The organism is Arthrobacter sp. YN (genome assembly GCF_002224285.1).
Lineage (GTDB): Bacteria > Actinomycetota > Actinomycetes > Actinomycetales > Micrococcaceae > Arthrobacter.
Map to the genome: position 1 here is coordinate 3,166,758 of NZ_CP022436.1, position 22,797 is coordinate 3,189,554.

19 protein-coding genes, 2 tRNA genes and 1 pseudogene are annotated in these 22,797 nt (G+C 63.7%); 5 read left to right on the plus strand and 17 right to left on the minus strand.

Translation table 11 applies throughout. The features are described from left to right. The first annotated feature begins 29 nt into the window (after positions 1 to 29). Together CGK93_RS14515 and CGK93_RS14520 are read left to right on the plus strand one after the other, a co-directional pair. Positions 30 to 1,295: an aminotransferase class I/II-fold pyridoxal phosphate-dependent enzyme gene (locus CGK93_RS14515; RefSeq protein ID WP_089595443.1), complete on the plus strand. Its 1,266-nt coding sequence runs from the start codon at positions 30 to 32 to the stop codon at positions 1,293 to 1,295. Beyond that, the gene (locus CGK93_RS14520) at positions 1,292 to 2,083 is read left to right on the plus strand and encodes a spermidine synthase (RefSeq protein WP_198318476.1); all 792 of its coding nucleotides are present in this window, start codon (positions 1,292 to 1,294) and stop codon (positions 2,081 to 2,083) included. Before CGK93_RS14515 ends, CGK93_RS14520 begins: the two co-directional genes overlap by 4 nt. On the opposite strand, the gene rsmD is transcribed toward CGK93_RS14520, so the two are convergent. From rsmD to thiL, 4 genes are read right to left on the minus strand one after another with little or no spacing between them, the layout of a single operon-like run. Continuing rightward, on the minus strand, positions 2,080 to 2,646 hold the full coding sequence (rsmD, locus tag CGK93_RS14525; protein ID WP_089595445.1) for a 16S rRNA (guanine(966)-N(2))-methyltransferase RsmD: 567 nt from the start codon (positions 2,644 to 2,646) through the stop codon (positions 2,080 to 2,082). The genes CGK93_RS14520 and rsmD overlap by 4 nt on opposite strands. Positions 2,647 to 2,697: 51 nt before the next feature. Continuing rightward, positions 2,698 to 4,953: an ATP-dependent DNA helicase RecG gene (locus CGK93_RS14530; RefSeq protein WP_089595446.1), complete on the minus strand. Its 2,256-nt coding sequence runs from the start codon at positions 4,951 to 4,953 to the stop codon at positions 2,698 to 2,700. Next, positions 4,943 to 5,983: a DAK2 domain-containing protein gene (locus CGK93_RS14535; protein ID WP_089595447.1), complete on the minus strand. Its 1,041-nt coding sequence runs from the start codon at positions 5,981 to 5,983 to the stop codon at positions 4,943 to 4,945. The genes CGK93_RS14530 and CGK93_RS14535 overlap by 11 nt, the downstream gene beginning before the upstream one ends. A gap of 22 nt (positions 5,984 to 6,005) precedes the next feature. Next, positions 6,006 to 7,004, minus strand: a complete 999-nt coding sequence (gene thiL, locus CGK93_RS14540) for a thiamine-phosphate kinase (RefSeq protein ID WP_089595448.1) — start codon at positions 7,002 to 7,004, stop codon at positions 6,006 to 6,008. Positions 7,005 to 7,141: 137 nt separating this feature from the next. On the opposite strand from thiL, the gene CGK93_RS14545 reads away from it, so the two are divergent. Next, positions 7,142 to 7,651, plus strand: coding sequence for a DUF3515 domain-containing protein (locus CGK93_RS14545; protein ID WP_089595449.1), 510 nt, complete (start codon positions 7,142 to 7,144; stop codon positions 7,649 to 7,651). A 31-nt stretch (positions 7,652 to 7,682) separates the two neighbouring features. Here CGK93_RS14545 and CGK93_RS14550 read toward each other — a convergent pair whose 3' ends face one another. The 6 genes from CGK93_RS14550 to leuC form a co-directional block, all read right to left on the minus strand. Further along, complete coding sequence (locus CGK93_RS14550; protein WP_089595450.1) at positions 7,683 to 8,819, minus strand: D-alanine--D-alanine ligase family protein; 1,137 nt, start codon at positions 8,817 to 8,819, stop codon at positions 7,683 to 7,685. Continuing rightward, positions 8,819 to 9,871: an NAD(P)H-dependent glycerol-3-phosphate dehydrogenase gene (locus tag CGK93_RS14555; protein WP_089595451.1), complete on the minus strand. Its 1,053-nt coding sequence runs from the start codon at positions 9,869 to 9,871 to the stop codon at positions 8,819 to 8,821. The genes CGK93_RS14550 and CGK93_RS14555 overlap by 1 nt, the downstream gene beginning before the upstream one ends. Next, positions 9,868 to 10,641, minus strand: coding sequence for a lysophospholipid acyltransferase family protein (locus CGK93_RS14560; protein ID WP_089595452.1), 774 nt, complete (start codon positions 10,639 to 10,641; stop codon positions 9,868 to 9,870). Before CGK93_RS14560 ends, CGK93_RS14555 begins: the two co-directional genes overlap by 4 nt. Positions 10,642 to 10,652: 11 nt before the next feature. Continuing rightward, the gene (gene murA, locus CGK93_RS14565) at positions 10,653 to 11,978 is read right to left on the minus strand and encodes a UDP-N-acetylglucosamine 1-carboxyvinyltransferase (RefSeq protein ID WP_089595453.1); all 1,326 of its coding nucleotides are present in this window, start codon (positions 11,976 to 11,978) and stop codon (positions 10,653 to 10,655) included. Positions 11,979 to 12,186: 208 nt separating this feature from the next. Further along, positions 12,187 to 12,795, minus strand: coding sequence for a 3-isopropylmalate dehydratase small subunit (gene leuD, locus CGK93_RS14570; RefSeq protein WP_089595454.1), 609 nt, complete (start codon positions 12,793 to 12,795; stop codon positions 12,187 to 12,189). Positions 12,796 to 12,805: 10 nt separating this feature from the next. Continuing rightward, entirely contained in the window at positions 12,806 to 14,257 is a 1,452-nt protein-coding gene (leuC, locus tag CGK93_RS14575) for a 3-isopropylmalate dehydratase large subunit (RefSeq protein ID WP_089597475.1), read from the minus strand. Positions 14,258 to 14,379: 122 nt separating this feature from the next. Between leuC and CGK93_RS14580 the strand changes: the two genes are divergently transcribed. Then, positions 14,380 to 15,099, plus strand: coding sequence for an IclR family transcriptional regulator (locus CGK93_RS14580; protein WP_014922101.1), 720 nt, complete (start codon positions 14,380 to 14,382; stop codon positions 15,097 to 15,099). Positions 15,100 to 15,106: 7 nt separating this feature from the next. Then, positions 15,107 to 15,643 (plus strand): DUF1697 domain-containing protein, encoded by a 537-nt coding sequence (locus CGK93_RS14585; protein ID WP_089595455.1) that lies wholly within the window; start codon positions 15,107 to 15,109, stop codon positions 15,641 to 15,643. 26 nt (positions 15,644 to 15,669) lie between these two features. Here CGK93_RS14585 and CGK93_RS14590 read toward each other — a convergent pair whose 3' ends face one another. The 7 genes and pseudogenes from CGK93_RS14590 to CGK93_RS14620 all read right to left on the minus strand — a co-directional run bounded on the left by CGK93_RS14590 (position 15,670) and on the right by CGK93_RS14620 (position 22,775). Further along, entirely contained in the window at positions 15,670 to 17,289 is a 1,620-nt protein-coding gene (locus CGK93_RS14590) for a GTPase (RefSeq protein WP_089595456.1), read from the minus strand. Further along, entirely contained in the window at positions 17,286 to 19,067 is a 1,782-nt protein-coding gene (locus CGK93_RS14595) for a dynamin family protein (protein ID WP_089595457.1), read from the minus strand. Before CGK93_RS14595 ends, CGK93_RS14590 begins: the two co-directional genes overlap by 4 nt. A gap of 107 nt (positions 19,068 to 19,174) precedes the next feature. Next, positions 19,175 to 19,250 (minus strand) — tRNA-Glu (locus CGK93_RS14600). A 126-nt stretch (positions 19,251 to 19,376) separates the two neighbouring features. Further along, positions 19,377 to 19,448 (minus strand) — tRNA-Gln (locus tag CGK93_RS14605). Between the two features lie 126 nt (positions 19,449 to 19,574). Continuing rightward, complete coding sequence (locus tag CGK93_RS14610; RefSeq protein ID WP_089595458.1) at positions 19,575 to 20,333, minus strand: HAD family hydrolase; 759 nt, start codon at positions 20,331 to 20,333, stop codon at positions 19,575 to 19,577. Positions 20,334 to 20,347: 14 nt separating this feature from the next. Further along, positions 20,348 to 21,867: pseudogene (gene gltX, locus CGK93_RS14615) on the minus strand (glutamate--tRNA ligase). 131 nt (positions 21,868 to 21,998) lie between these two features. Continuing rightward, positions 21,999 to 22,775 (minus strand): fumarylacetoacetate hydrolase family protein, encoded by a 777-nt coding sequence (locus CGK93_RS14620; RefSeq protein WP_089595459.1) that lies wholly within the window; start codon positions 22,773 to 22,775, stop codon positions 21,999 to 22,001. Positions 22,776 to 22,797: the final 22 nt, after the last annotated feature.

Sequence of the window (22,797 nt, forward strand, 5' to 3'; positions counted from 1 at the left end):
AACCTACCCCATAGCTTCGCCGGGATACCATGGCAGACATGGCATCCGCAGGCAGCAGCCCCTCCTTGGACACGAGCGCCGGCACCACCCCGGGTGCCAGCACAGCACCTTGGCAGCGGGCCGCAATAGGAGCCAATCTGCTCTCACCCGACGGCGGGCTGGGAGTGACCATCTTTGAGGAGATGACCACACTTGCTCTCTCCACCGGAGCCATCAACCTTGGCCAGGGGTTTCCTGACGAGGACGGACCTGATGAGATCAAGGCAGCAGCCCAATCCGCCATAGCCTCCGGAGCGAACCAATACGCACCCGGCAAAGGCCTTCCCGTATTAAGGGAAGCGATCACGGCACACCAGCAGCGGTTTTACGGCCTGTCCCCGGATCCTGACACCGAGGTCCTGGTCACCACCGGAGCGACGGAGGCGATCGCGGCAACACTGCTCGCCTTCACCCAGCCGGGTGACGAAGTCCTGACCTTCGAGCCCTTCTATGACTCCTACGGCGCCATCATTGGCATGGCAGGTGCCACGCACGTCACCGCTCCCCTGCTGGCACCGGATTTCCTCCCTGACCTCTCGGCCCTTGAAGACGTCTTCAGTCACCGGACCCGCATTGTCCTCCTCAATAATCCGCATAACCCGACGGGCGCCGTCTTCCCCCACCATGTCCTGGCGAAGATCGTGGAGCTCGCTGCCAGATACGATGCCATCATTGTCAGCGACGAAGTTTACGAGCATTTGACCTTTGGCGTGGGCCACATCCCCATCACTTCCCTCCCGGGAGCCGCGGACCGGACCATCACCATATCCTCGGCCGGCAAGACCTTTTCCTTCACCGGATGGAAAATCGGTTGGCTCAGCGGCCCTGAACGCTTGGTTTCTGCTGTGCGCACAGTGAAACAGTTCCTGACCTACAGCTCCGGGACACCCTTCCAGGGAGCCATTGCAGTCGGCCTCGGCCTTCCCGACGGGTTCTTTACCGGCATTGCCAGTACGCTCCAGCACAAACGCGACATCCTGGCTGAAGGGCTGCGTGCAGCAGGGTTCGGGGTGTACATCCCCAGCGGCACCTACTTCATCAACGTGGACACCGCCCCCTTGGGTATCCGCGATTCCGTGGACCTCGCACGGCGCCTGCCGGGGCTGGTGGGAGTTGCCGCAATTCCGGTGCCCGTCTTCTGCCACCCACAGGGAGCCGAGCGCACCCGCAGCCTGCTGCGCTTCGCCTTCTGCAAAAAGACATCCGTCCTGGAAGAAGCCGCGGAACGCCTCGCCTCGCTCAAGGACCGGCTCTGAGTACCGCCGGCTCCGGACACCACGTCGCCTCGCGCTACCTCCGGACCACCGGGCAGCACGCCACCATCGACGCCGATACCCTCATTGAGGGCAGCTTCATCCTCAGCATCGGCGGGGCCGAGCAATCACACGTCAACCTCGCGGACCCGCGGGAGATTTTCTATGAGTACCTGCGCCGAATAGGTCATGTGGTGGATTTGGCTGCTGAACCGGCGGCTCCCATCCGCGCACTGCATTTGGGTGCAGGGGCTTTGACACTTGCCCGTTATATCCAAGCCACCCGGCCCGGTTCGGCACAGTATGCCGTTGAACTGGAACGCGAACTCCTGGACTTCGTACTCCACAAACTTCCCATGCCCGACGGCACCACGCTGACTACCCACATTGGCGACGCGCGCGACGCGCTGGCGGAGTTTGACGCCGAGGTGACATTCGACGTCGTGATTCTTGATATCTTCTCCGGACCAGAGGCGCCGGCACACATCGCGTGCAAAGAGTTCTATGAGGAAGCTGCCGCACGGCTGGGTCCTGACGGGGTCTTGATCGTCAACGTGGGAGACGAACCCGCTCTGACCTTGGTGCGAAGCCAAGTGACGGCCTTGCGTGAGGCCATGCCGGACGTTGCGGCGGTCGCGGAAACGGGCATGTTTGAGGGCCGTTACCCAGGCAACATCATTCTTGTGGGTACACGCAAACGGTGGACCCCGGAATGGACCGTTGAGTTGCTGGCCCGCGGCCCGCATCCTGCCGCTGTCCTCACCGGGATGGACCTGGACCGGATTGCCTAGGCTGGTTCGGCGAACCATAGCTTGGTTTCGCCGTACTTCTTGTCGGCGAAGCACTCCATGGTCCCGGGCCACGCCGGTTCCGGGCTCCGCGAACTCCGCTCGACAACCACCACGGCGCCCTCATCCAAGTGCGGCGCGAGTTTTGCCAATACCTCGCTCAGGGCCGGTTCGTCCAGGGGGTACGGCGGATCGAGGAAGACCAAGTCCCACAGCCCGCCCTCGCGCGCCCGTTCCAGGTACGATTCCACCTTGGAACGGTGGACCGAGACCTTCTTGCCGCCCAGGAGCTGGTTCACCAAGTCCGCGTTGCGCTGGCAGACGTCGCTCGCCTTGGCGTCGAACTCCACCAGGTCCACGCTCCGTGCACCCCGGCTGGCGCTCTCAATGCCCAGGGCTCCCGAGCCCGCGTAAAGGTCCAGGACGCGGGAATCGGCGATGACCGCCAAGGATTCCAGACGGGAAAAAAGAGCTTCCTTGACCCGGTCGGTCGTAGGCCGCGTAGCGGTTCCGGGGACGCTGGTCAGCGGGTTCCCCCCACCTACTCCTGCAATGATCCGGCTCACAGGATTGCTCCGGGAGCTGACGCGCCTTGCTGGCCGTCATTCCCTGGGTTTCTAACCGCGTTCAAGGAACGCCTCCTTTTCAGGGTTCAAGTATTCGTCGATGGCCGCAGCAAGTCCCGGCTGGTGCTGGAGGGTGGGGTCCTCTGCGACAAAGCCCTGGGCGTCGGTGCGTGCGCGGGCAATGATGTCTTCATGCTCCAGGACGCGCAACAGCTTCAGCGTGGAGCGCCCACCGGATTGCGAGGCCCCCAGGATGTCGCCTTCGCGGCGGAGCTTCAAGTCTTCCTGCGAGAGCTCAAACCCGTCTGTGGTTGATGCCACTGCCTCGAGCCGCCGGCGACTCGGGTGACCGGGTTCCAAGGTGGTCACCAACAGGCACGTGCCAGGCAATCCGCCACGCCCTACACGGCCGCGAAGCTGGTGAAGTTGGGAAATTCCGAAGCGGTCGGCGTCCAGGATCACCATCAGGGTGGCGTTGTGGACGTCCACACCCACCTCAATGACGGTGGTGGAAACGAGCACCTTGACCTGGTTGGCGGCAAAGGATGCCATGGTCTCGGACTTCAGTTGCGGGTCCTGCCGGCCGTGAAGCGGCGCCACAGGGACACCGGCCAGGGCCGGTTCCTGCAGAAGGCTCTCGACGACGGCAGTCACCGATGCGAGCTCCCGGGCCGATCCTTCCTCCGCGAGGTCGGCGTCGCTGGGTTCGGCCTCTCCCGGACTGAAATCGCCGTCGTCGTCCGTTCCAATCTTGGGGCACACCACGTACACCTGATGGCCCGACTCAACCTCTTCGCGCGACCGCTTCCAAATACGGTCCACCCAGCCGGGGTTCTCCACCAGTCCCACCACATGAGTGGAGATCGGGGCCCGACCAGCGGGAAGCTCGTCCAGGATGGAGGTCTCAAGGTCTCCGAAAACCGTCATCGCCACGGTGCGTGGAATGGGCGTTGCTGTCATGACCAGCAGGTGGGGCGGTCGCTGCGCTTTGGCCCGGAGGGCGTCACGTTGCTCTACGCCGAAACGGTGTTGCTCGTCCACCACAATCAAGCCGAGATCCTGGAAGCTGGTTTTGTCACTCAGCAAGGCGTGGGTGCCAATAACGATTCCGGCGTTGCCCGAGGCGGCGTCCAACATGGCCTGTTTGCGCGCCGCGGTGGGCATGGAGCCCGTCAGCAGCGTCACGTGGACGGATTCCTGCGCCAGGTCTCCGCCGAGCATCCCGGCCCCGCCGAAGACATCGTCACGTGCCAACGATCCCAACGTCCGACGGATCGAGTGGAAGTGCTGGGCCGCCAAGACTTCGGTGGGTGCCAACAGCGCAGCTTGGCCGCCGGCATCCACCACCTGCAACATGGCCCTGAGGGCAACAATGGTTTTTCCGGAACCCACTTCGCCTTGCAACAGCCGGTTCATGGGCGCATCCCGCGCCAGTTCTTCAGCAAGCGTCTTTCCGACGGCGGACTGGCCGGCAGTCAGTGTGAAAGGCAGGTTCCTGTCAAAGCTGCTGAGCAATCCGTCGGCGCGGGGCCGCCGTGCCGTGGCTTCCTCGGCTGCAAGCTGGGCGCGCCGGCGTGCGAGGGCCGTCTGCAGGACCAAGGCTTCCTGGTACCGGAACCGCTCCTGCGCCCGTTGCCAGTCCTTGGCGGTCTCCGGCGAATGGATCAGGCGGTAAGCCTCAACCACGCTGAGCAGCCCGTCCCTGCGGACGATGCTCGCCGGAAGTGGGTCTTCCAAGGCGTCAAGGTCCATGGTCTGAAGCAAGGCCGTGATCACTTTGTGGATGGACCAACTGGTCAGTTTGGCGGTTGCCGGGTAGACCGGGATGGGCATGGCGGCAAGCTTTTCGGGGTCCATGGAGCCTTCAGCTTCTGGGTCCTCGTCCAGCAGCAGAAAGTCGGGGTTGGTCAGGCCAAGTGAGCCACCGTAGCGGGTGACCTTGCCGGAGAACATGGCCCGCCTGCCTGCCTGAAGTTCCGCTTTGGCCCTGAATCCGTTGAAGAAGCTGACTTTCAACGTCCCCGGAGCGCCGCTTCCACCGGCTTCGTCGGTCACCACAACATCAGTGATGGAGCCGCGGCGGGCCCGCATCTGGCGCGTGCTGTTGGACAGGACACGTGCAATCAGGGTGACTTCCTCATCCAGCGGAAGATTGCTGATGGGAGTCAGCTCGCCACGGCTCAGATAACGGCGCGGGAAGTAGTTCAGCAGGGCACCCGTGGTTTTGAGGCCCAAGTGCTTTTCGATGACTGCCGCGGACCGCTTGCCGATTCTGCGCTCGAGGGGTAGTTCCAGCTCAGTAATCATGCCGTGACTGGCCTGTAATGCTGGGGTCCTGTGATGTTGGAGCCTGTCCATTCCCGCTGGGCAGCGCCAATTGGCTGACTGCGATGTCCGTGGGCTCGCCCAGTGACCGAATCAGTGCCACCGCCGGCTCGGGATCTGGGACGTGAACGTGGACCCTCCACCGATAGCTTGCTTCAACCGTGGATTCCTCGTCCTCATCATCCTGGCTCCGGGCACCGCCGACTTGGCTCATGATGACCGAATCACCCATCTCATCCAAACGCTGCCTCAGGATGGCTGCATTCAAGGGGGAAAGGTTGATGGTGCACATGACTTCCACGCCGTCGTCGGCCGGCATGCGCTCATGGATGTGGGGGTCCTGCAGCTTATAGCCATGAAGCCCGTCCAGGAGTTCGTCCTGAAGTTCTTCGCCAAGAACTGCGGAACGCAGGCAGTCCAGGATCAGCAGCATGCCAACGCCCCCGGCGTCCACCACGTGGGCTTCCTGAAGTTGTGCGAGCTCGCCCTCGGTTCGGACAACCGCCTGGTAGGCAGCCTCCACGATGGCATCGAGAGCGAGGCCAAGGGCGTGGTTGCTGTCGTCGGAGTTTTGGGAAGCATCCACGGCCTGCGCAGCGTCCGATGCAGCTTCCAGGACCGACAGCATTGTTCCGGCTACCGGCTCACTCAATGCGGACCATGCCCGGATCTGGGCCCTGTTCAGCGCCGTGGCGAGCAGCGGTGCGCTCAGCCGCGATTTACCGGCCAACGGTTCGGCAGCGGCACACAGGAAGACAGCGAACAGCGTGCCCGAATTACCCCGGGCCTGCTCCATGGCAGCCTGGCCGGCGCGCGACAAGACTGCGCCCACGTCGCTACCCGTTTCGGTGCTGTCCGGTGCTGCGCCGTCAAGGGCGGACACCGCTGCACGAACCGTGAGGTACAGGTTGGTGCCGGTATCGCCGTCGGCTACAGGGAAGATGTTGATCGCATTGAGGCGATCACTGTGGTTGCCGAGGACCACCTCCGCCTTGCCGAGCCAACGCTTCATGGCGTGCGCATTCGCGGCGATCTTAGTCTGCAAAGTGATCCCATCCAACGGTGTCAGCAGCTTGCCCGGCTATCCGGACGCCGGTGCCTGGCGGCTCGACAACGGCTTGAACTGAGCCTATCGCAGTGAACCCCCGCGGCAGCTGAATTCCTGCTGGGAAGGTGGCAAGCAATCCGTGGTCCTCTCCCCCGCCCAAGACCCAGGGCATCGCGTCGCGGCCCAGGAGTACTGCAGCCGGTTCCAGCGGCAGCGCATGGGTCTTCAAGGCCACGGGATCGAAATCCAGGGCAACGTCGCTGGCGGCAGCGAGCCTGCTCCCGTCCCGAAGCAGGCCGTCAGAAATATCCATCATGGCGGTGGCACCGGCGCGGGCCGCCAAGGGTCCTGCTGCCAAAGGAGGCTGCGGACGGCATTGGCTCTCCACCAAACTACGCTGTTCATTGTCCAGGCTGCCCATGGGAAACCCGCTTTCCAACAGTGCCCAACCGGCAGCGGCCCGGCCCAAGGTCCCTGCAACAGCCACTACGTCCCCGGGTTTGGCTCCGGACCGCAGCACAGGCGCCACACCACCGAGGGTTCCGACGACGGCCACCGTCACCGCCAGCTCGCGGCCCCTGCCGAGGTCTCCGCCGGCAACAGAACAATCAGGGGCGCCCAGGCCAATGATTGCGGCAGTGAGGCCATCGGCGAATGCCTCGACCCATTCGACGGGAGTGTCCGGCGGCATGGTCAGGCTGACAACAAGGGAGGTGGCGCTGCCGCCCATGGCATTGATGTCGCTCAGGTTTTGCGCCGCAGCCTTCCATCCGACGTCATATCCGGTGGTCCGGTATCCGTTGTTCCACGCCAACCTGAAGTCCTGGTCCTGGGTTTGGGTGTCTATGGAAATCAGGGCGCGGCCATCCGGTGCCGCGATCAGGGCAGCATCGTCCCCCGGACCCAGCAGGATGCCGGGGCTGTGGTTCAGGCGCGGAAAGATCCTGGCAAGGAGCTCGGATTCCGAAAGGTCTTGGACGGTCATTTGTTCTGCGGGCACGGCTCTACGCTATCGCGATCCACTGACAGAATAGTGCCGTGCACTTGTCGCCGGGCACTCGGGTGAATGTGACCGGGGATACGTGAATCTGCCGGGCAGCCCGCGCGGGATAGGCTGGATGGATGCACCGAAAGACCCTCCGCCGGACAGCCCTGGCCGTATCCATGGCCGCTGTGTCCGTCCTCGCTTTGTCGGCTTGTTCCCCAGCCGTTGATGTCACGGCCGCCACCGACGCCGCCAATCCTGCCTGCGCGCCCATGATGGTTGCCCTCCCCGACCAGATTGGCGATGCCGCACTCCGCAAGACCAACAGCCAGGCCACGGCAGCATGGGGCGAGCCGTCGCAGGTCATCCTCCGGTGCGGAGTGAATGTTCCCGGACCCACCACAGACCGCTGCGTGAGCGTCAATGACATCGATTGGGTCATCAAAGAAGGCGATCCCGTGTACACCCTGACCACGTTTGGCCGCGAACCGGCCACCGAGATCCTGATTGATCCGGTCAAGTTGGAAGCGGCGAACATCAGCTCCGCAACGGTGCTCACAGAACTCGCGGCCGCGGTGGGCAAGATCAAGGCATCCGGCAAATGCGTGGGCCAGGAAGACCTGCAGAACCTGCCGGCCGGCAAGTAGTACCGGCCGGACACGGTCAGCAGGCCACGGGTCAGCGCAGGCCGGTCTTACGGGTCAGCGCCAGATGGATCAATTCGTCGATCAGCTCGCCATAGGCCAGACCTGACGCCGCCCACATTTGCGGGTACATGCTCTTGGGGGTGAAACCCGGCATGGTGTTGATCTCATTGATGATCAGCTCGCCGGCAGGGGTATAGAAAAAGTCCACACGGCTGAGGCCTTCGGCTCCCACAGCATCAAAAGCCACAGCAGCCAGCTCACGCACTCGGCTGATGGCTTCCTCCGGCATGTCGGCCGGGCAGCTCAGAGCGGCCGCACCGTCTTCGACGTACTTGGCAGCGAAGTCATAGAACTGGTGCTCCCCCGCTGCCACCGCAATTTCACCGGGCATGGACGTTCGGGGCGCGTCGGTGCCCCGTCCCTGGAGGACGGCACATTCAATCTCGCGGCCCACAATCCCGGCTTCGATCACCAGCTTCAGGTCATGCCGGCGGGCTTCTTCAATCGCGGCGTCCAAGCCATCCAGGGAATCCACTTTGGAGATTCCCATGGACGAACCGGCGCGGGCAGGCTTAACGAACACGGGGAAACCGAGCTTGTCGACGCGCTTCCGGACAGCCTCGGCGTCGGTCAGCCATTGACGGTCCGTAACTGCAATGTACGGTCCAACGCTCAGGCCCGCGGACTCGAACACGACCTTCATGAAGTGCTTGTCCATCCCCACTGCGGAGGCCAGGACTCCGGCGCCAACATAACGCGTGTCGGAGAGTTCCAAGAGGCCCTGGATGGTTCCGTCCTCGCCCCACGGCCCATGAAGCAGCGGGAACACCACGTCCACCGATCCCAGCTCCTGTGGCACGGCGTTGGGCTCGGTCACGATCAGTTGGTGCTCACCGCCCACTTCGGCCAACGTCACAGTCTTTCCCGACGGCGCCACCTCAGGAAGGGCTGCGGAACTCAAGGACCACTGACTGGTGTCGCCCGAGGCCAGGACCCATTGTCCTGATTTGGCGATGCCGATGGGAATGACCTCGTACTTGCTCTTATCGATGGCCCCCATGACGCCGGCCGCGGTGACACAGCTGACGGCATGTTCGCTGGAGCGTCCGCCAAAGAGAACCGCTACGCGGGGGCGGCCGGTTGCAGGGGTGGAGTGGTCTGTCACCATCAGTAGTCGCCTTCGGACTTCAGTGCCCGGGCCAGCAAACGTGGTCCCAGGTCATCAACGGACATTCTGCCTTCCAGCACCGCTACCACGGCTGCCGTAATGGGCATTTCAACGTTCAACTTGCCGGCAAGCTCGTGCACGGCGGGGCCGGACTTGATGCCCTCGGCGGTCTGCGTCATCTGTTCCGCGACCTGTTCAAGGCTGAGCCCTTCTCCGAGCAAACGGCCAGCAGTGTGATTGCGTGACAACGCAGATGAACAGGTGGCCACAAGGTCGCCCAAGCCGGCCAGGCCGGCCATGGTGTGGGCTTCGCCGCCGAGGGCCAGGGCAAGCCGGGAGGTCTCTGCGAGTCCCCGGGTGATCACCGAAGCCTTGGTGTTGTCGCCCATCTGCCGGCCTTCGCATATGCCCACGGCAAGGGCAATGACGTTCTTGACGATCCCGCCGATCTCAACACCAACAACGTCCGTGCTGGTGTACGGCCGGAAGTACGGCGCGGTGCAGGATAACGCGATCGCGGCGGCGGTATCAGCGTCGCTGCAGGCAACCACGGACGCAGTTGGTTGCTCCCTGGCGATTTCCATCGCCAGGTTGGGACCGGAAACCACTGCTACACGGGACGCGGGAAGCCCCAGTTCCTGCGCAATGACCTCGCTCATCCGGGCATCAGTCCCCAACTCCAGACCCTTCATCAGGGACACCACCACGGCATCGGGGGCCAGCAAGGGCTTCCACTCGCCCAGTTGCGGCCGCAAGGATTGGGCCGGAACGGCGAGGATCACCAACGTGGCGTCCTTCAGCACCTCCGCCACGTCCGTGGACGCGGTGATGGTTGCGGGAAGTTCAATGTCTTTCAGGTACTGGGGATTGCGGTGCAGCGAATTGATCTGCTCCACCACCTCAGGACGGCGGCCCCAGATCCGGATACTGCGTTCAGCGCCGGCAGCCTCCGCGGCGTCGGCGAGGATTTTGGCAAACGTGGTGCCCCACGATCCGGCACCCAAAACCGCCACGATGTCCGGTGCGTGGACGGGGCTCTGGAGAATGGTCACTTACCGTCCTCCGGTTCCGGCGCCTCGGAGGATCCGCGCTCAACGAAACGGCCGTGCTTTGTCTGTTTGTGAACAGCCGGATCCCAGCGTTCAGCAGGTGCGGGCTCGTTGCGCAGCGTCGCCAGCAGAGCGGTGATGGCGTCCATGATGACCTCGGTTGCCTCAGTCAGCGTGGCGCGGTCCATGGGCCGGTCAGCGAAGGCACTGAGGTCCACCGGTTTCCCGACAAGGACCCGAACCGTTTTGCGCGGGAAAAGGTGGAACCGCTTGGCATAGCGCGGGAAGACATCCTGCGCACCCCAGTGCGCCATGGGCACGACGGGCGCACCGGTCTGCAAGGCAAGCCGGGCGGCCCCTGTATGCCCTTTCATGGGCCAAAGGTCGGGATCGCGGGTCAGGGTGCCTTCGGGATAGATAATGATGGCACCGCCGGCATCCACCACCTCTTTGGCGACCTGCAGCGAGTGGTTCGCTCCCGCCGTCGAGCGTTCAACGGGTATCTGTTTGGTGGCATTCAGCAAGGCCCCGAGCACGGGCACCTTGAAGAGGCCCTTCTTCGCCAGGAAGTGCGGCGGACGCTGCTGGTTGTACACCATGTGCCCGATCACGATGGGATCGATCTCGGTGCAGTGGTTTGGCGCCGCAATGAAACCGCCGGGCGGAAGGTTCTCAACACCTTCCCACTTTTTGGCCATCAGGAGGTTCATCAACGGGCGTGCGATGCCTGCCAGCAGCACGAACGTGGCACGGCTCTTGGCCGATTCCTTCAAGGGATCCCCCGCTACTTGGTGGTGGTGATATCGAAGTCGGCGCCCAGGCCGGCCAGCTTCTCGGTAAAGCGCTCGTAACCGCGGTTGATGATGTCGATGCCCGTCACCCTGGAGGTACCAGTGGCTGCCAGCGCCGCGATGAGGTGGCTGAAGCCGCCCCGAAGGTCCGGAATGTCGATGTCGGTACCCCGGAGCGGGGTTGGTCCCGAGATGACGGCGGAGTGAAGGAAGTTCCGCTGTCCGAACCGGCACGGGACACTGCCCAGACACTCGCGATGCACCTGAATGTTCGCGCCCATCCGGGCCAAGGCATCGGTGAACCCGAACCGGTTCTCGTAGACGGTCTCGTGGACGATCGACACGCCTTCTGCCTGTGTCAGGGCCACGACCAGGGGCTGCTGCCAGTCCGTCATGAAACCGGGGTGCACGTCCGTCTCCAGGACCAATGGGGAGAGCTTCCCGCCCTGGTGGTAGAAGCGGATGCCGTCGTCGCCGATGTCCATGCCGCCACCCACTTTGCGGTAGGTGTTCAGGAAGGTCATCATGTCCCGCTGCGACGCGCCTTCAACGAAGATGTCTCCCCTGGTCACCAATGCAGCGGACGCCCAGGACGCGGACTCGTTGCGGTCCGGAAGAGCACGGTGGTTGTACCCGCGGAGATCCTTGACGCCCTCGATCCTGATGGTGCGGTCAGTCTGGACACTGATGATGGCGCCCATTTTCTGGAGGACAGCAATGAGGTCGATGATCTCGGGCTCAGTTGCGGCACCGATGAGTTCAGTGATGCCCTCAGCTCGCGTTGCGCTCAGCAGCACCTGCTCCGTGGCACCAACCGAGGGATACGGAAGGGAGATTTTTGCTCCATGGAGGCCGTGCGGCGCGGAGATGTGGATGCCGCCCGGGCGCTTTTCCACGACTGCACCAAACTGGCGGAGCACGTTCAGGTGGTAATCAATGGGCCTGTCGCCAATTTTGCAGCCACCCAGGTCAGGGATGAAGGCCTCGCCAATGGCATGGATCAGGGGCCCGCACAGCAGGATGGGAATCCGGGAATCCCCGGCGTGGGCGTCAATGGCGGTACTGGACGCTGTCTTGGCATCCTTGGGGTCCAGGGTGAGGTCACCCGTGACCGGATCCTTCACTACTGTCACGCCGTGCAACTGCAGCAGGCTGGTAACAACCTCTACATCCTTGATTTCCGGCACGTTCCTCAGCACCGATGGTTCGCTGCCCAGCAACGCCGCCACCATGGCCTTGGGCACCAGGTTCTTGGCACCGCGAACGGTCACTCGTCCTGTTAAGGGGACGCCACCGCGGATTGTCAGAACACTACTCATCTATACCGGTTTCCTCACGACTACTCGCCCCCCAAACTTACAAAGGCTCCAGCTAAGCATAGAAGCTCGCGTTACCGAACCGAAATGGACGCACCCGGCGCCGCGAGCTTCAGCCATCAGTTGAACGTTGACGAAAAAGGACCGGGGGGCACTCCCACAGGGTGCCCACCGGTCCGTAATCTGCAGCTCGCGGCCTCAAACGGCGGCGCTATCCAGCTTGAACCTTCGCAGGAAGCGTCTTGGGCTTGAAGGAAGGACGCGTGGCCTCGTAGGCGGTGATGTCTTCTTCATGCTGAAGTGTCAGGCCGATGTCATCGAGGCCTTCCAGGAGGCGCCAGCGGGTGTAGTCGTCAATGTCGAACGGAGCCACGATGTTGCCGCACTCCACGGTCTTGCTGACAAGGTCAACCTTGACTTCGGTGCCGGGAGCGTTCTCCAGCACTTTCCAGATGAGCTCAATGTCATCCTGCGCGACCTGCGCGGCGAGCAGGCCCTGTTTACCGGAGTTTCCCCGGAAGATATCGGCAAAGCGGGAAGACAGTACGGCTTTGAAACCGTAATCCTTCAGCGCCCAGACGGCGTGCTCGCGGGATGAACCCGTGCCGAAGTCCGGTCCGGCCACCAGGACCGAACCGGCATTGAACGGGGCCTGGTTGAGGATAAAGGAATCATCCTTGCGCCAGGCGGCAAAGAGTGCATCTTCGAAGCCTGTTCGCGTGATGCGCTTGAGGTAGACAGCAGGGATGATCTGGTCGGTGTCCACGTTGCTTTGGCGCAGCGGCACGCCGATGCCGGTGTGGGTAGTGAATGCTTCCATGGTGATCCTCCTAGACTGCGGTTCCGGTCAGGCTGCCGGCCGTGACGGACTCCAGGTCCGACGGCGAGCTCAGCGTGCCGCGCACAGCCGTGGCTGCGGCAACGACGGGTGAGACCAAGTGCGTGCGGCCTCCCTTGCCCTGGCGGCCTTCAAAGTTGCGGTTGGACGTCGACGCGCAGCGCTCCCCCGGCTCCAACTGGTCCGGGTTCATGCCCAGGCACATCGAGCAACCGGCAAAACGCCATTCGGCACCGAATTCCTTGAAGACCTTGTCCAGGCCTTCAGCTTCGGCCTCCAACCGGACTCGGGCCGATCCGGGGACCACCAGCATACGGACGTTGGGATCCTTCTCACGGCCGCGGATGATGTCGGCGGCAACGCGGAGGTCCTCAATCCGGGAGTTGGTGCAGGAGCCCAGGAAGACCGTATCCACACGGATGTCCTTCATGGGAGTGCCGGCTTCCAAGCCCATGTACTGGAGGGCCCGCTCGGCCGCGGCCTTGGCGTTCTCGTCACCGAAGTCCTCCGGAGAGGGAACCTTCGCCGAGAGGGAAACGCCCTGGCCTGGGTTGGTACCCCAGGTCACGAACGGCTCCAGGGTATCCGCGTCCAGGTCCACCTCAACATCAAAGGTGGCGTCGGCATCGGTGTGGAGCGTGTTCCAATACTCGACGGCGGCGTCCCAGTCAGCACCTTCGGGTGCGTGCGGGCGGCCCTGCATGTAGTCGTAGGTGGTCGGGTCCGGAGCCACCATGCCTGCGCGGGCGCCTGCCTCGATGGACATGTTGCAGATGGTCATGCGGGCGTCCATGGACAGGGCGCGAATGGCCGAGCCGCGGTATTCCAGGACGTATCCCTGGCCGCCGCCTGTGCCGATCTTGGCGATGACCGCGAGGATGATGTCCTTGGCGGTCACTCCGGGACGCAAGGTGCCTTCGACGTTGATGGCCATGGTCTTGAACGGCTTCAGGGACAGCGTCTGCGTTGCCATGACGTGCTCAACCTCGGACGTCCCAATACCCATGGCCAAAGCGCCGAAGGCACCATGGGTCGAGGTGTGGGAATCGCCGCAGACCACGGTCATGCCCGGCTGGGTGAGGCCCAGTTGCGGGCCGACCACGTGCACGATCCCCTGTTCCTTGTCACCCAGGGAGTGCAGGCGGACGCCGAATTCCTTGCAGTTGGCACGCAGGGTTTCAATCTGGGTGCGGCTGGTGAGGTCGGCAATTGGCTTGTCGATGTCCAGCGTGGGAGTGTTGTGGTCCTCGGTGGCAATGGTGAGGTCAACACGGCGCAGCGGCCGGCCGGCCAAACGCAGGCCTTCAAAGGCTTGCGGGGAGGTCACTTCGTGAACCAGGTGAAGGTCGATGAAGAGAAGATCGGGCTGGGCGTTGGCTCCTTCGCCTTCACCTTTGCGCACTACGTGCGCGTCCCAGACTTTCTCGGCCAGTGTCTTTCCCACGGCCTTGCTCCCTTCACTGCGTTGGTTTGTTGCGTTGTTCTTGGTCCACTGAAGCAGCATCGCTGCGAAATAGGCCAGCGAAAGAACTTGCAGCTCAGATATTGAGACGGCAATATCATTACATGGACAATTCTAGTGGAGTCGGTGTCATTGATAAAGCGGCCCAGGTACTCGATGCGCTCGAGGCCGGGCCCACGACACTCGCGCAACTTGTAGCGGCTACGGGCCTTGCCCGGCCCACGGTTCACCGCCTCGCGCTGGCGCTGGTCCACCACCGGCTGGTGAGCCGCGACATCCAAGGACGCTTCGTCCTGGGAAGCAGGCTCGTGGAGTTGGCCTCCGCTGCAGGCGAAGACCGGCTGATCGCTTCCGCGGGACCGGTCCTGATCCAGTTGCGCGACGCCACAGGCGAAAGTGCCCAGATTTTCCGCAGGCAGGGCGATTGGCGTGTCTGCGTCGCATCGGCCGAACGTCCCATCGGCTTGCGCGACACCATCCCGGTGGGCACGCAGCTGTCCATGAAGGCCGGCTCCGCCGCCCAGGTCCTGCTGGCGTGGGAGGACCACGACCGCCTTCTTGAAGGGCTGCAAAACGCCCGCTTTACGCCCACCGTACTGGCGGGAGTACGACGCCGGGGCTGGGGTCAGAGCCTCGGCGAACGCGAGCCTGGGGTCGCCTCGGTCTCTGCCCCCGTTCGTGGACCGTCCGGCCGGGTTATTGCTGCCGTGTCGATTTCGGGTCCCATTGAGCGGCTTACCCGCCAGCCGGGCCGCCTGCACGCCGAAGTAGTCTGCAACGCCGCCCGGGTGCTGACCGAAGCCCTGCGAAAGAACAACGACTAGGTCCGGCATGGATAACTACGCCGTTTTCCTCCGCGGTATCAATGTTGGTGGCATCAACATCAAGATGGCCGACCTCAAGGCTGCACTCCAGGACTACCCGTTCGCCAAGGTCAAGACACTCCTGGCCAGCGGAAACGTGGTGCTGCAGACCGACCTCAAGGCCCATGAGGTCAAGGCGCAGTTCGAGCAGTGCCTGCGGAAGACCTTCGGCTACGACGCCTGGGTAGTGGTCCTCACAGCAGCAAGGGTGGCCGAGCTCGTGGAGGCCTGCCCCTACCCGGCTGATGACAAATCCACCCACAGCTACATCACCCTTGCCTCCGATACCGCGATGCTGGATGAACTCTTCGACGCCGGTGCTGCCCTGGGCGGCGTGGAGCAGGTACGCCTGGGCCCCGAAGCGTCAGCATGGCTGGCACCCGCCGGCGGCACCCTGGACAGCCCGTTCAGCAAACTCTCCGCCAAAGCGCGCTACAAAGCCGGGACCACCACCAGGAACCTGCGCACCCTCATCAAAGTCCGGGACGCCGCAGCGGCCCTCTAAGCTGCACTCCTCTATTTGGAGCGCGTCTACTTGGAGCGCGCCACCTTCAGCGCCGCATTGAACGCTTTCAAGCGCGTCATTTCCACCTCGACAGGCTCCACTATTCTCTGCTCGGCAACTGATGCCACCGCGGCCTTCAAGCGCTTTGCCGCGCCCGACGCCCTGACGCGCGCAGCCCAGCCTCCAAGAATCCTGCCGGTGATGGCAAGGACGATCCCCAGCCCCACTCCCCCGGCGACCATGAGGGTAGGCCACGGCCACCCTTCCGTTCGGGGAACCTCGGGTACCGGCATTTGGAAGTAGCCGAGAACGGCCAACACCCCCAGCCATCCCAGGCCGCCAACGGCCAGCACGAACGCCAGCCATTGGAGCGTGTTGAACAACGCCCACCATAGGGGCCGCTGTGCGGCCTTCAGGTCAGTACCGGCGATGGCTTGATCCAAGGCATCGGGCAACTGCTCCCGGCCGTCCCGAGCCACGGCGCGGATGGCTGCCCGCCACGGTCCCGGAGCACCGGCGGATGCTTCGTCCGCAAAATCCCGAACCGCAGCATCGGTTCGTGCCCGCTCCGGCGCACCGGCGGGCGGCAACGATGTCCGGCTGAGTTCGGGCCTGGTGTCCTCCCGCCGCAGGTTCAGCCTCCGCAAGGGGTCCGGACGGAAGCGCAGCAGCCAGCGCGTCACGGGCCATCCGGTCCTTCGGGCCGACTCCCTCTTGAAGGACCGCTGGACTGCGTCCACCACCACCGGCACGTTGGCCGCCGTCGCCAGTTCAGACGCAAGCCGCGCCTTGGCACCTGCAGTGATGCCGCGGGCTTCACCTTCGCCGGACGCGTGGGCGAGTTCCGCGCCGGCCTTGACGACGTCGGCCGCCAGCCTCCGCGTTGTTGCCTCGCGTTGGACCACGACGTTCCTGATGGCAGCCCGGACGGCAGGGACGCCGTCGCCGGTTAGTGCTGACGCGCCCACCACGCGGACTGTCCCCAGCCCGTCACGCTCCAGGATGCCCTCCAGCGATTGCATCACCGCAGAAGCATCCGCTGCGTGGAGCTTATCCACCTGGTTCAGTACCACCAGGGTGACGGCGCCATGGGAGGCCATGGGCCGAAGGAAGTCATTATGCACTGCTGCATCAGCGTACTTTTGCGGGTCCAGGACCCAGACGAGGACATCCACCATGCCCACCATGCGCTGGGCGATCTCCCGGTTTTCCACCCTGGTGGAGTCGAAGTCCGGCAGATCGAGGAGCACCAGGCCTGAGTCTGCCTCGGCCAGTCCCGGGACAGGGGGCAGTATGTGCCGATCCTTGACGTCCAGCCAGTCGAGCAACGGGCCGCTGCCGTCCTCACCCCAAATTCCCGCCAACGGCGCTGAAGTCGTGGGGCGTCGCGCCGTCGCGGTGGCGAGCCCGGTGCCGGACACGGCATTGAACAGTGAAGACTTGCCACTGCCTGTGGCCCCAAAAAACCCCACCACGGTGTGCCCGGCCGACAATGAACGCCGCGAGGTGGCACGCTCCAGGACGTCATAGACAGATTGCAGGTTATCGTCCGGAAGCACGCCTTCAGCGAGTTCGCGGGCCGTGTTCAGCGCCTCGAGCCGCCGCTGCAGTTGGGATGCCTCGCGGACGTGGCCGTGGCGGCTCATGCGGCCCCCGCCAGACGGCGGAGGGTCTTGGCGTGCCCGGCCAGTTGGTTCCCTGAGCTTGGATGCGCCGCTTCAAGGCGGTCGAGGAAACGCAGCCGTTCATCGTCCAACAGCCGTTGGCATTGCGTATGCAGGTCATCCCGCGCCTGCTGCGCCAGGCGACGCACGGCGTCCTCGCCGAATACGGCTTCCAACAGCTTCTGGCCGACTACTGCCGTGCCGCCGGCGATGCCGATCTCCAGCCCGCTCAAGCCTGCTGTCATGGAGAACACCACCACCATGAGCGCAGCGCCCAGGCCGTTGACGCCGAAGGACAGCCAGCGGGCCTGGGTCCGTTTCCCCTGCCCCTGGGTGCGGATCATCTCCATCAACCCTTCCTGCCAGGTCCGGATGGCAGCGGCTGATTTCGCGTCGAAGCCCTCATTAGTCCCTGACAAGTCGTCGGCGCCAAGGAGGTGGCGGCCCGCAGCGTCAGCACGCCAACGCCGGTCCACGTTTTCTGCTGCAGTGGCAGCCTCGTCCAGGATTACTGCCTGCAACCCGGTCTCGATGGCGGTCTCCACCTTCACCGCGGGAGCCGGCTCCCCGCGGAAGAAAGCGCCCACCCGGTCCCGCATCCGCCCGATGTTTTGCTCCAATGCCCGGAAAAATTCTCCAGTGCCCACAAAGTCCTGCCACCTCGCCAGTACCTCTCCGCGGAGCAGTGCACCGTCCTTGGTGGCCTCAAGAATGCGGGAAAGGGCCTGCTCATACTCCTGAACGCAGATGGACTGGAGTTCGTGCGCAGCGGCATCCTGGGCTGATGCCGCTTCGGCGATGCCCTCCAAACGGACGCTGACCGCTTTGACAGCTCCATTGAGAGTCCGCCGTGCGACGTCCGCCCTTCCGGCCGCATTCGCTGCCAAGGCTCCCAGCCATTGACGCAGCGCTGACACCGATTCCTCCGGCAGCATTCCCAGCCCGTCCAAGGCACTTTCAGGAACGACGAAAAGCTCTGCCGCACTGAGCCCTTGCCGGTCGAGCATGGCTTTAAGGTCAGTCCTGACTTCTTCTTCAGCGGCCGGGGGCACACGGTCCAGCACCACGGCTACGGTGATGTCACGCGACGCCGCGTCCAGAAGCAGCCGCCAGGGGACGGCGTCGGCGTAGCGGTTTGCCGTGGTGACAAACACCCAGAGGTCCGCGGCCGCGAGCAGCTGTCCAGCGAGCCTGCGGTTGTCATCTGAGATCGAGTCGACGTCCGGCGCGTCCAGGAGTGCTATGCCCTGCGGCACAGCGTCATGGCCCACCAACACCAATGACGTGATCGCGTGGGCGTCCGGCGCGGCACCTGCCTGGTTGGCGGGCAACGGATGAGTTGAGACGGTACCCCGGATGCGGTCCAGGCTGGGAAGTATCCTGTGGCCTTCAAACCATCCGGAGTCGTTGGGGTGGTGCAGGAGGACGGGTTGGCGTGTAGTGGGCCTGATGGCGCCTGCCCTGGTTACCGGATACCCCACCAGCGCGTTGACCAGCGTGGACTTTCCCGCACCCGTTGAACCCCCAACGACGGCCAGCAGCGGCGCGTCCAGGCTGCGGTAGCGGGGAATGACGTAGTCGTCGAGTTGCGCAAGGGAATCGCGAATCCATTGACGGGCTTCCGGGGCCTCCGGCACGGCGAGGGGAAGGGTGGTGGCCGCAAGCTCGGCGCGGGCAGCTTCCAAGGCCTCGACGGCGGCTGCCGCACCTTGAGGTACGGGGGCTTGCCGGATAGCTGCCGGGTCTTCGTTTGCGGTCACAGCATCATCATGCCAGCCCGATCCATGTCCCGGGTGCTCGGCAGGCGTTATGGGGAAAACGGTGGCAAAAAGAAATCCCCCGGAACCGTAGTTCCGGGGGATTTCTGTGGTGACCCCAGCGGGATTCGAACCCGCGTTACCGCCGTGAGAGGGCAGCGTACTAGGCCGCTATACGATGGGGCCTTGCACTTTTATCACCGTTTCCGGCGATCAAGCTGAATGAGTATTTCATACTTTCAGCTCCGTTCCAAATCGCTTGAGCGACTCGAAACTTCCGAAAATTCTGCGTACTAACGCGGATTTTCAGAGCTGGGATACCAGGACTCGAACCTAGAATGACGGTACCAGAAACCGTAGTGTTGCCAATTACACCATATCCCAAAGTGACTTTCAGGCCGGAGTTCTGCGCTTCGGTTTCCCTTAGCTTTTCCCTCCGTGCCCCTCAGCACGAGTAATGACTCTACCGGAGTCTTGCCACCTGCACAAATCGGGAAGCCGTTACCTGCATCACATGATCCGCGCCGTTGGATGCGTGCCCTCAACGGTGCTTGGAGCTGTGGCCAGCAACCGTGCCAGGGAGTCCACTTGGCGTCCGGTGAATTCCTCCACAACTTCTCCGGTCCTGTTGAGCCACACGCCAATGAGCCCGGCCGCCGTGGCGCCATCAGCGTCGAGCAGCCTGTTATCCCCGACGTAAAGGGTCTCGCCAGCCGCCGTGCCCAGGAGGCGCACGCCCTCGAGGTAAATGGCAGGATCCGGTTTGGGCACGCCAACGGTATCAGTGCCCACCAGAACCTTGATCCTTGAAAGACCCGCACCGTCCAACTTGGCGCGCTGGTAATCGTGCACGTTATTGCTGACGGCTCCATAGGGAATGCCGGCGGCGTCGAGCGCATCCAGCACCTCTCCGACGTCGTCGAAGGCCCTCACGTACGCCGTCTGGCGCTGGTGGTACTCAGAAACCCAGGCCTGGGACTCGTCGCCTTCACCGAGTTCCACGCCGAAGTGACCCAACGCAGCCCTGCCGCGAAGCAGCCGCTGTTCATTGAACGTCAACTCGCCGGCCAGGTATCGGTCATAGAAGTGCGTGGTCTCGTGCGTAAAAATGCGGCCGAACTTCACCCACCCGGCCTGGTCCAGGCCGGGCAGGAGATGTTCGCTGACGTCACGCAACGCTGTGGTCATGGCGTACTCAAGGTCCACCAGGGTGTCATCGATGTCGAAGAGGACACCGCGGACAGTGCCGAAGGAGCTTGCGATCGCCATGACTGAAGCCGTCCTTAGCCGCGGAAAGCGCGAACGCGGGCCAGGGACGAATCCTTACCAAGGATCACCATGGATTCGAACAGCGGCGGAGAGATGCGGCGGCCGGAGATGGCCGTGCGCACAGGCCCGAAGGCGGCCCGGGGCTTGATGCCCAAGTCCTCCACAAGAGCCTGCTTCAGCGCCGTCTGGATGTTCTCAGCCGTCCACTCCTCGATGGGCTCCAGCGCTGCCAGGGCGGCGTCGAGGACCTCGTCCAGATTGGCGGGAAGTCCCTTCCGGGCGTCATCGGCCACGTCAATGGCGTCGTCGGCCTTGAACAGGAACGCCAGCATCTCAGGAGCCTCACCCAGGAGGGTAATGCGTTCCTGTACCAGCGGGGCGGCCTCGGCAAGAATCTCTTCCTGCCGCGGTGTGAGGATCTCCCCTACGAACCCGCCAGCGCGGAGGTAAGGGACCAAACGCTCCTTGAAGTCCTCCGGCGCCAGCAAACGAACGTGCGTTCCGTTGATGGCCTCGGCCTTCTTGATATCGAAGCGGGCCGGGTTGCCCAGGACATCGTGGATGTCGAAGTTGGCCACGAGCTGTTCCACGGTGAAGATGTCCTCATCTGCGCTCAGCGACCAGCCAAGCAGGGACAGGTAGTTGAGCAGGCCCTCGGGGATGAAGCCACGCTCGCGGTGCAGGAACAAGCTGGACTCGGGTCACGCTTCGAGAGCTTCTTGTTGCCCTGGCCCATGACGTACGGCAGGTGGCCGAACTCCGGCATGTACTCGGCAACACCGATGGCGTAGAGCGCACGGTACAGTGCGATCTGGCGCGGGGTGGAGCTCAGCAGGTCCTCGCCGCGCAGGACGTGGGTGATCCCCATCAGCGCGTCATCCACCGGGTTCACCAGGGTGTACAGCGGGGCGCCATTGGCACGGACAACTGCAAAGTCGGGAACGGAACCGGCCTTGAACGTGATCTCGCCGCGGACGAGGTCGTTGAAGGTCAGGTCCTCGTCCGGCATGCGGAGACGCAGGACAGCCTCGCGGCCTTCGGCCTTGAACTGTGCCAGCTGTTCCTCGGTCAAGTGACGGTCAAATCCGTCATAGCCCAGCTTCGGGTCGCGGCCTGCGGCTTTGTGGCGGGCCTCGATCTCATCCGGCGTGGAGTAGGACTCATAGACGTGTCCCCCGGCCTTAAGCTTGGCGATGACGTCCTGGTAGATGTCGCCGCGCTGGGACTGGCGGTACGGCTCGTGCGGGCCGCCGACCTCTACGCCCTCGTCCCAGTTGATCCCGAGCCACTTGAGGGCATCCAGCAACTGGTGGTAGCTCTCCTCGCTGTCACGGGCAGAGTCGGTGTCCTCGATACGGAAGATCAGCTTGCCGCCAGTGTGGCGCGCATACGCCCAGTTGAACAGGGCGGTGCGGATCAGGCCAACGTGCGGCGTTCCCGTCGGCGACGGGCAGAAACGGACGCGGACCGGAGTCTCGGCGTTGACGGCAGGGATGGCGCTGGAGGCAGCGTTCGACGCAGAAGCAGTAGTCATAGTGGTTCCAACTTTACCGCTTGGCGCCGCCCCGGTTTCCCGGCTGGAAGCGCCCGACGGCGGCACTGACCCTTCGTACGAAAGGTCAGTGCCGCCGTCGAACCCTGGCTTTTTGAGGTTTCGCTGGGAGCCTAGCGGCGAACCACCGGGTTGGACAGGCGTCCGATGCCTTCGATCTCTACCTCAAAACGGTCGCCCTCACTGACCAGGCCGACGCCTGCCGGGGTACCGGTCATGATGACGTCGCCCGGAAGGAGCGTGAAGGCGTGGGAAACGATCGAGACGAGTTCGCGGACGCCGCGGATCATCTGGCTGGTGCTGCCGTCCTGGCGAAGCTCACCATTCAGCCGTCCCTGGATGGACAGGTCTTCGTGGTCGAGCTCGGTTTCGATCCACGGGCCCAGCGGTGCGGAGGTGTCGAAACCCTTGGCGCGGGCCCACTGGAGGTCCGTCTTCTGGACATCGCGGGCGGTGAGGTCGTTGCCGCAGGTGTAGCCAAAAATGACGTCGTCCGCGCGATCCTCCGGGACGTCCTTGCAGATGCGGCCGATGACCACGCACAGCTCGGCTTCGAAGGAGACCTCCTCCGAGAACTCAGGGAGGATGATGGGATCGTTCGGGCCGATGACCGAGGTGTTGGGCTTCAGGAACAACAAGGGCTGCTGGGGAACTTCGTTGCCGAGCTCCGCTGCGTGCTCGGCAAAGTTGCGGCCGACACCAATCACCTTGCTGCGGGGAATGATGGGCGCCAGGAGCCGCACGTCCTCGAGCTTGTGCTTCACATGGGTACGTTCGACGCCATTGAAGAACGGGTCGCCGTTAATGACAGTGATTTCCTCACTGCCGGGCTCACCGTCAACAACGCCGTAAAGGGGATCAGAATCAACTACAAACCGGGCGATACGCATGGGCTCAAGCCTACAGTCCGGG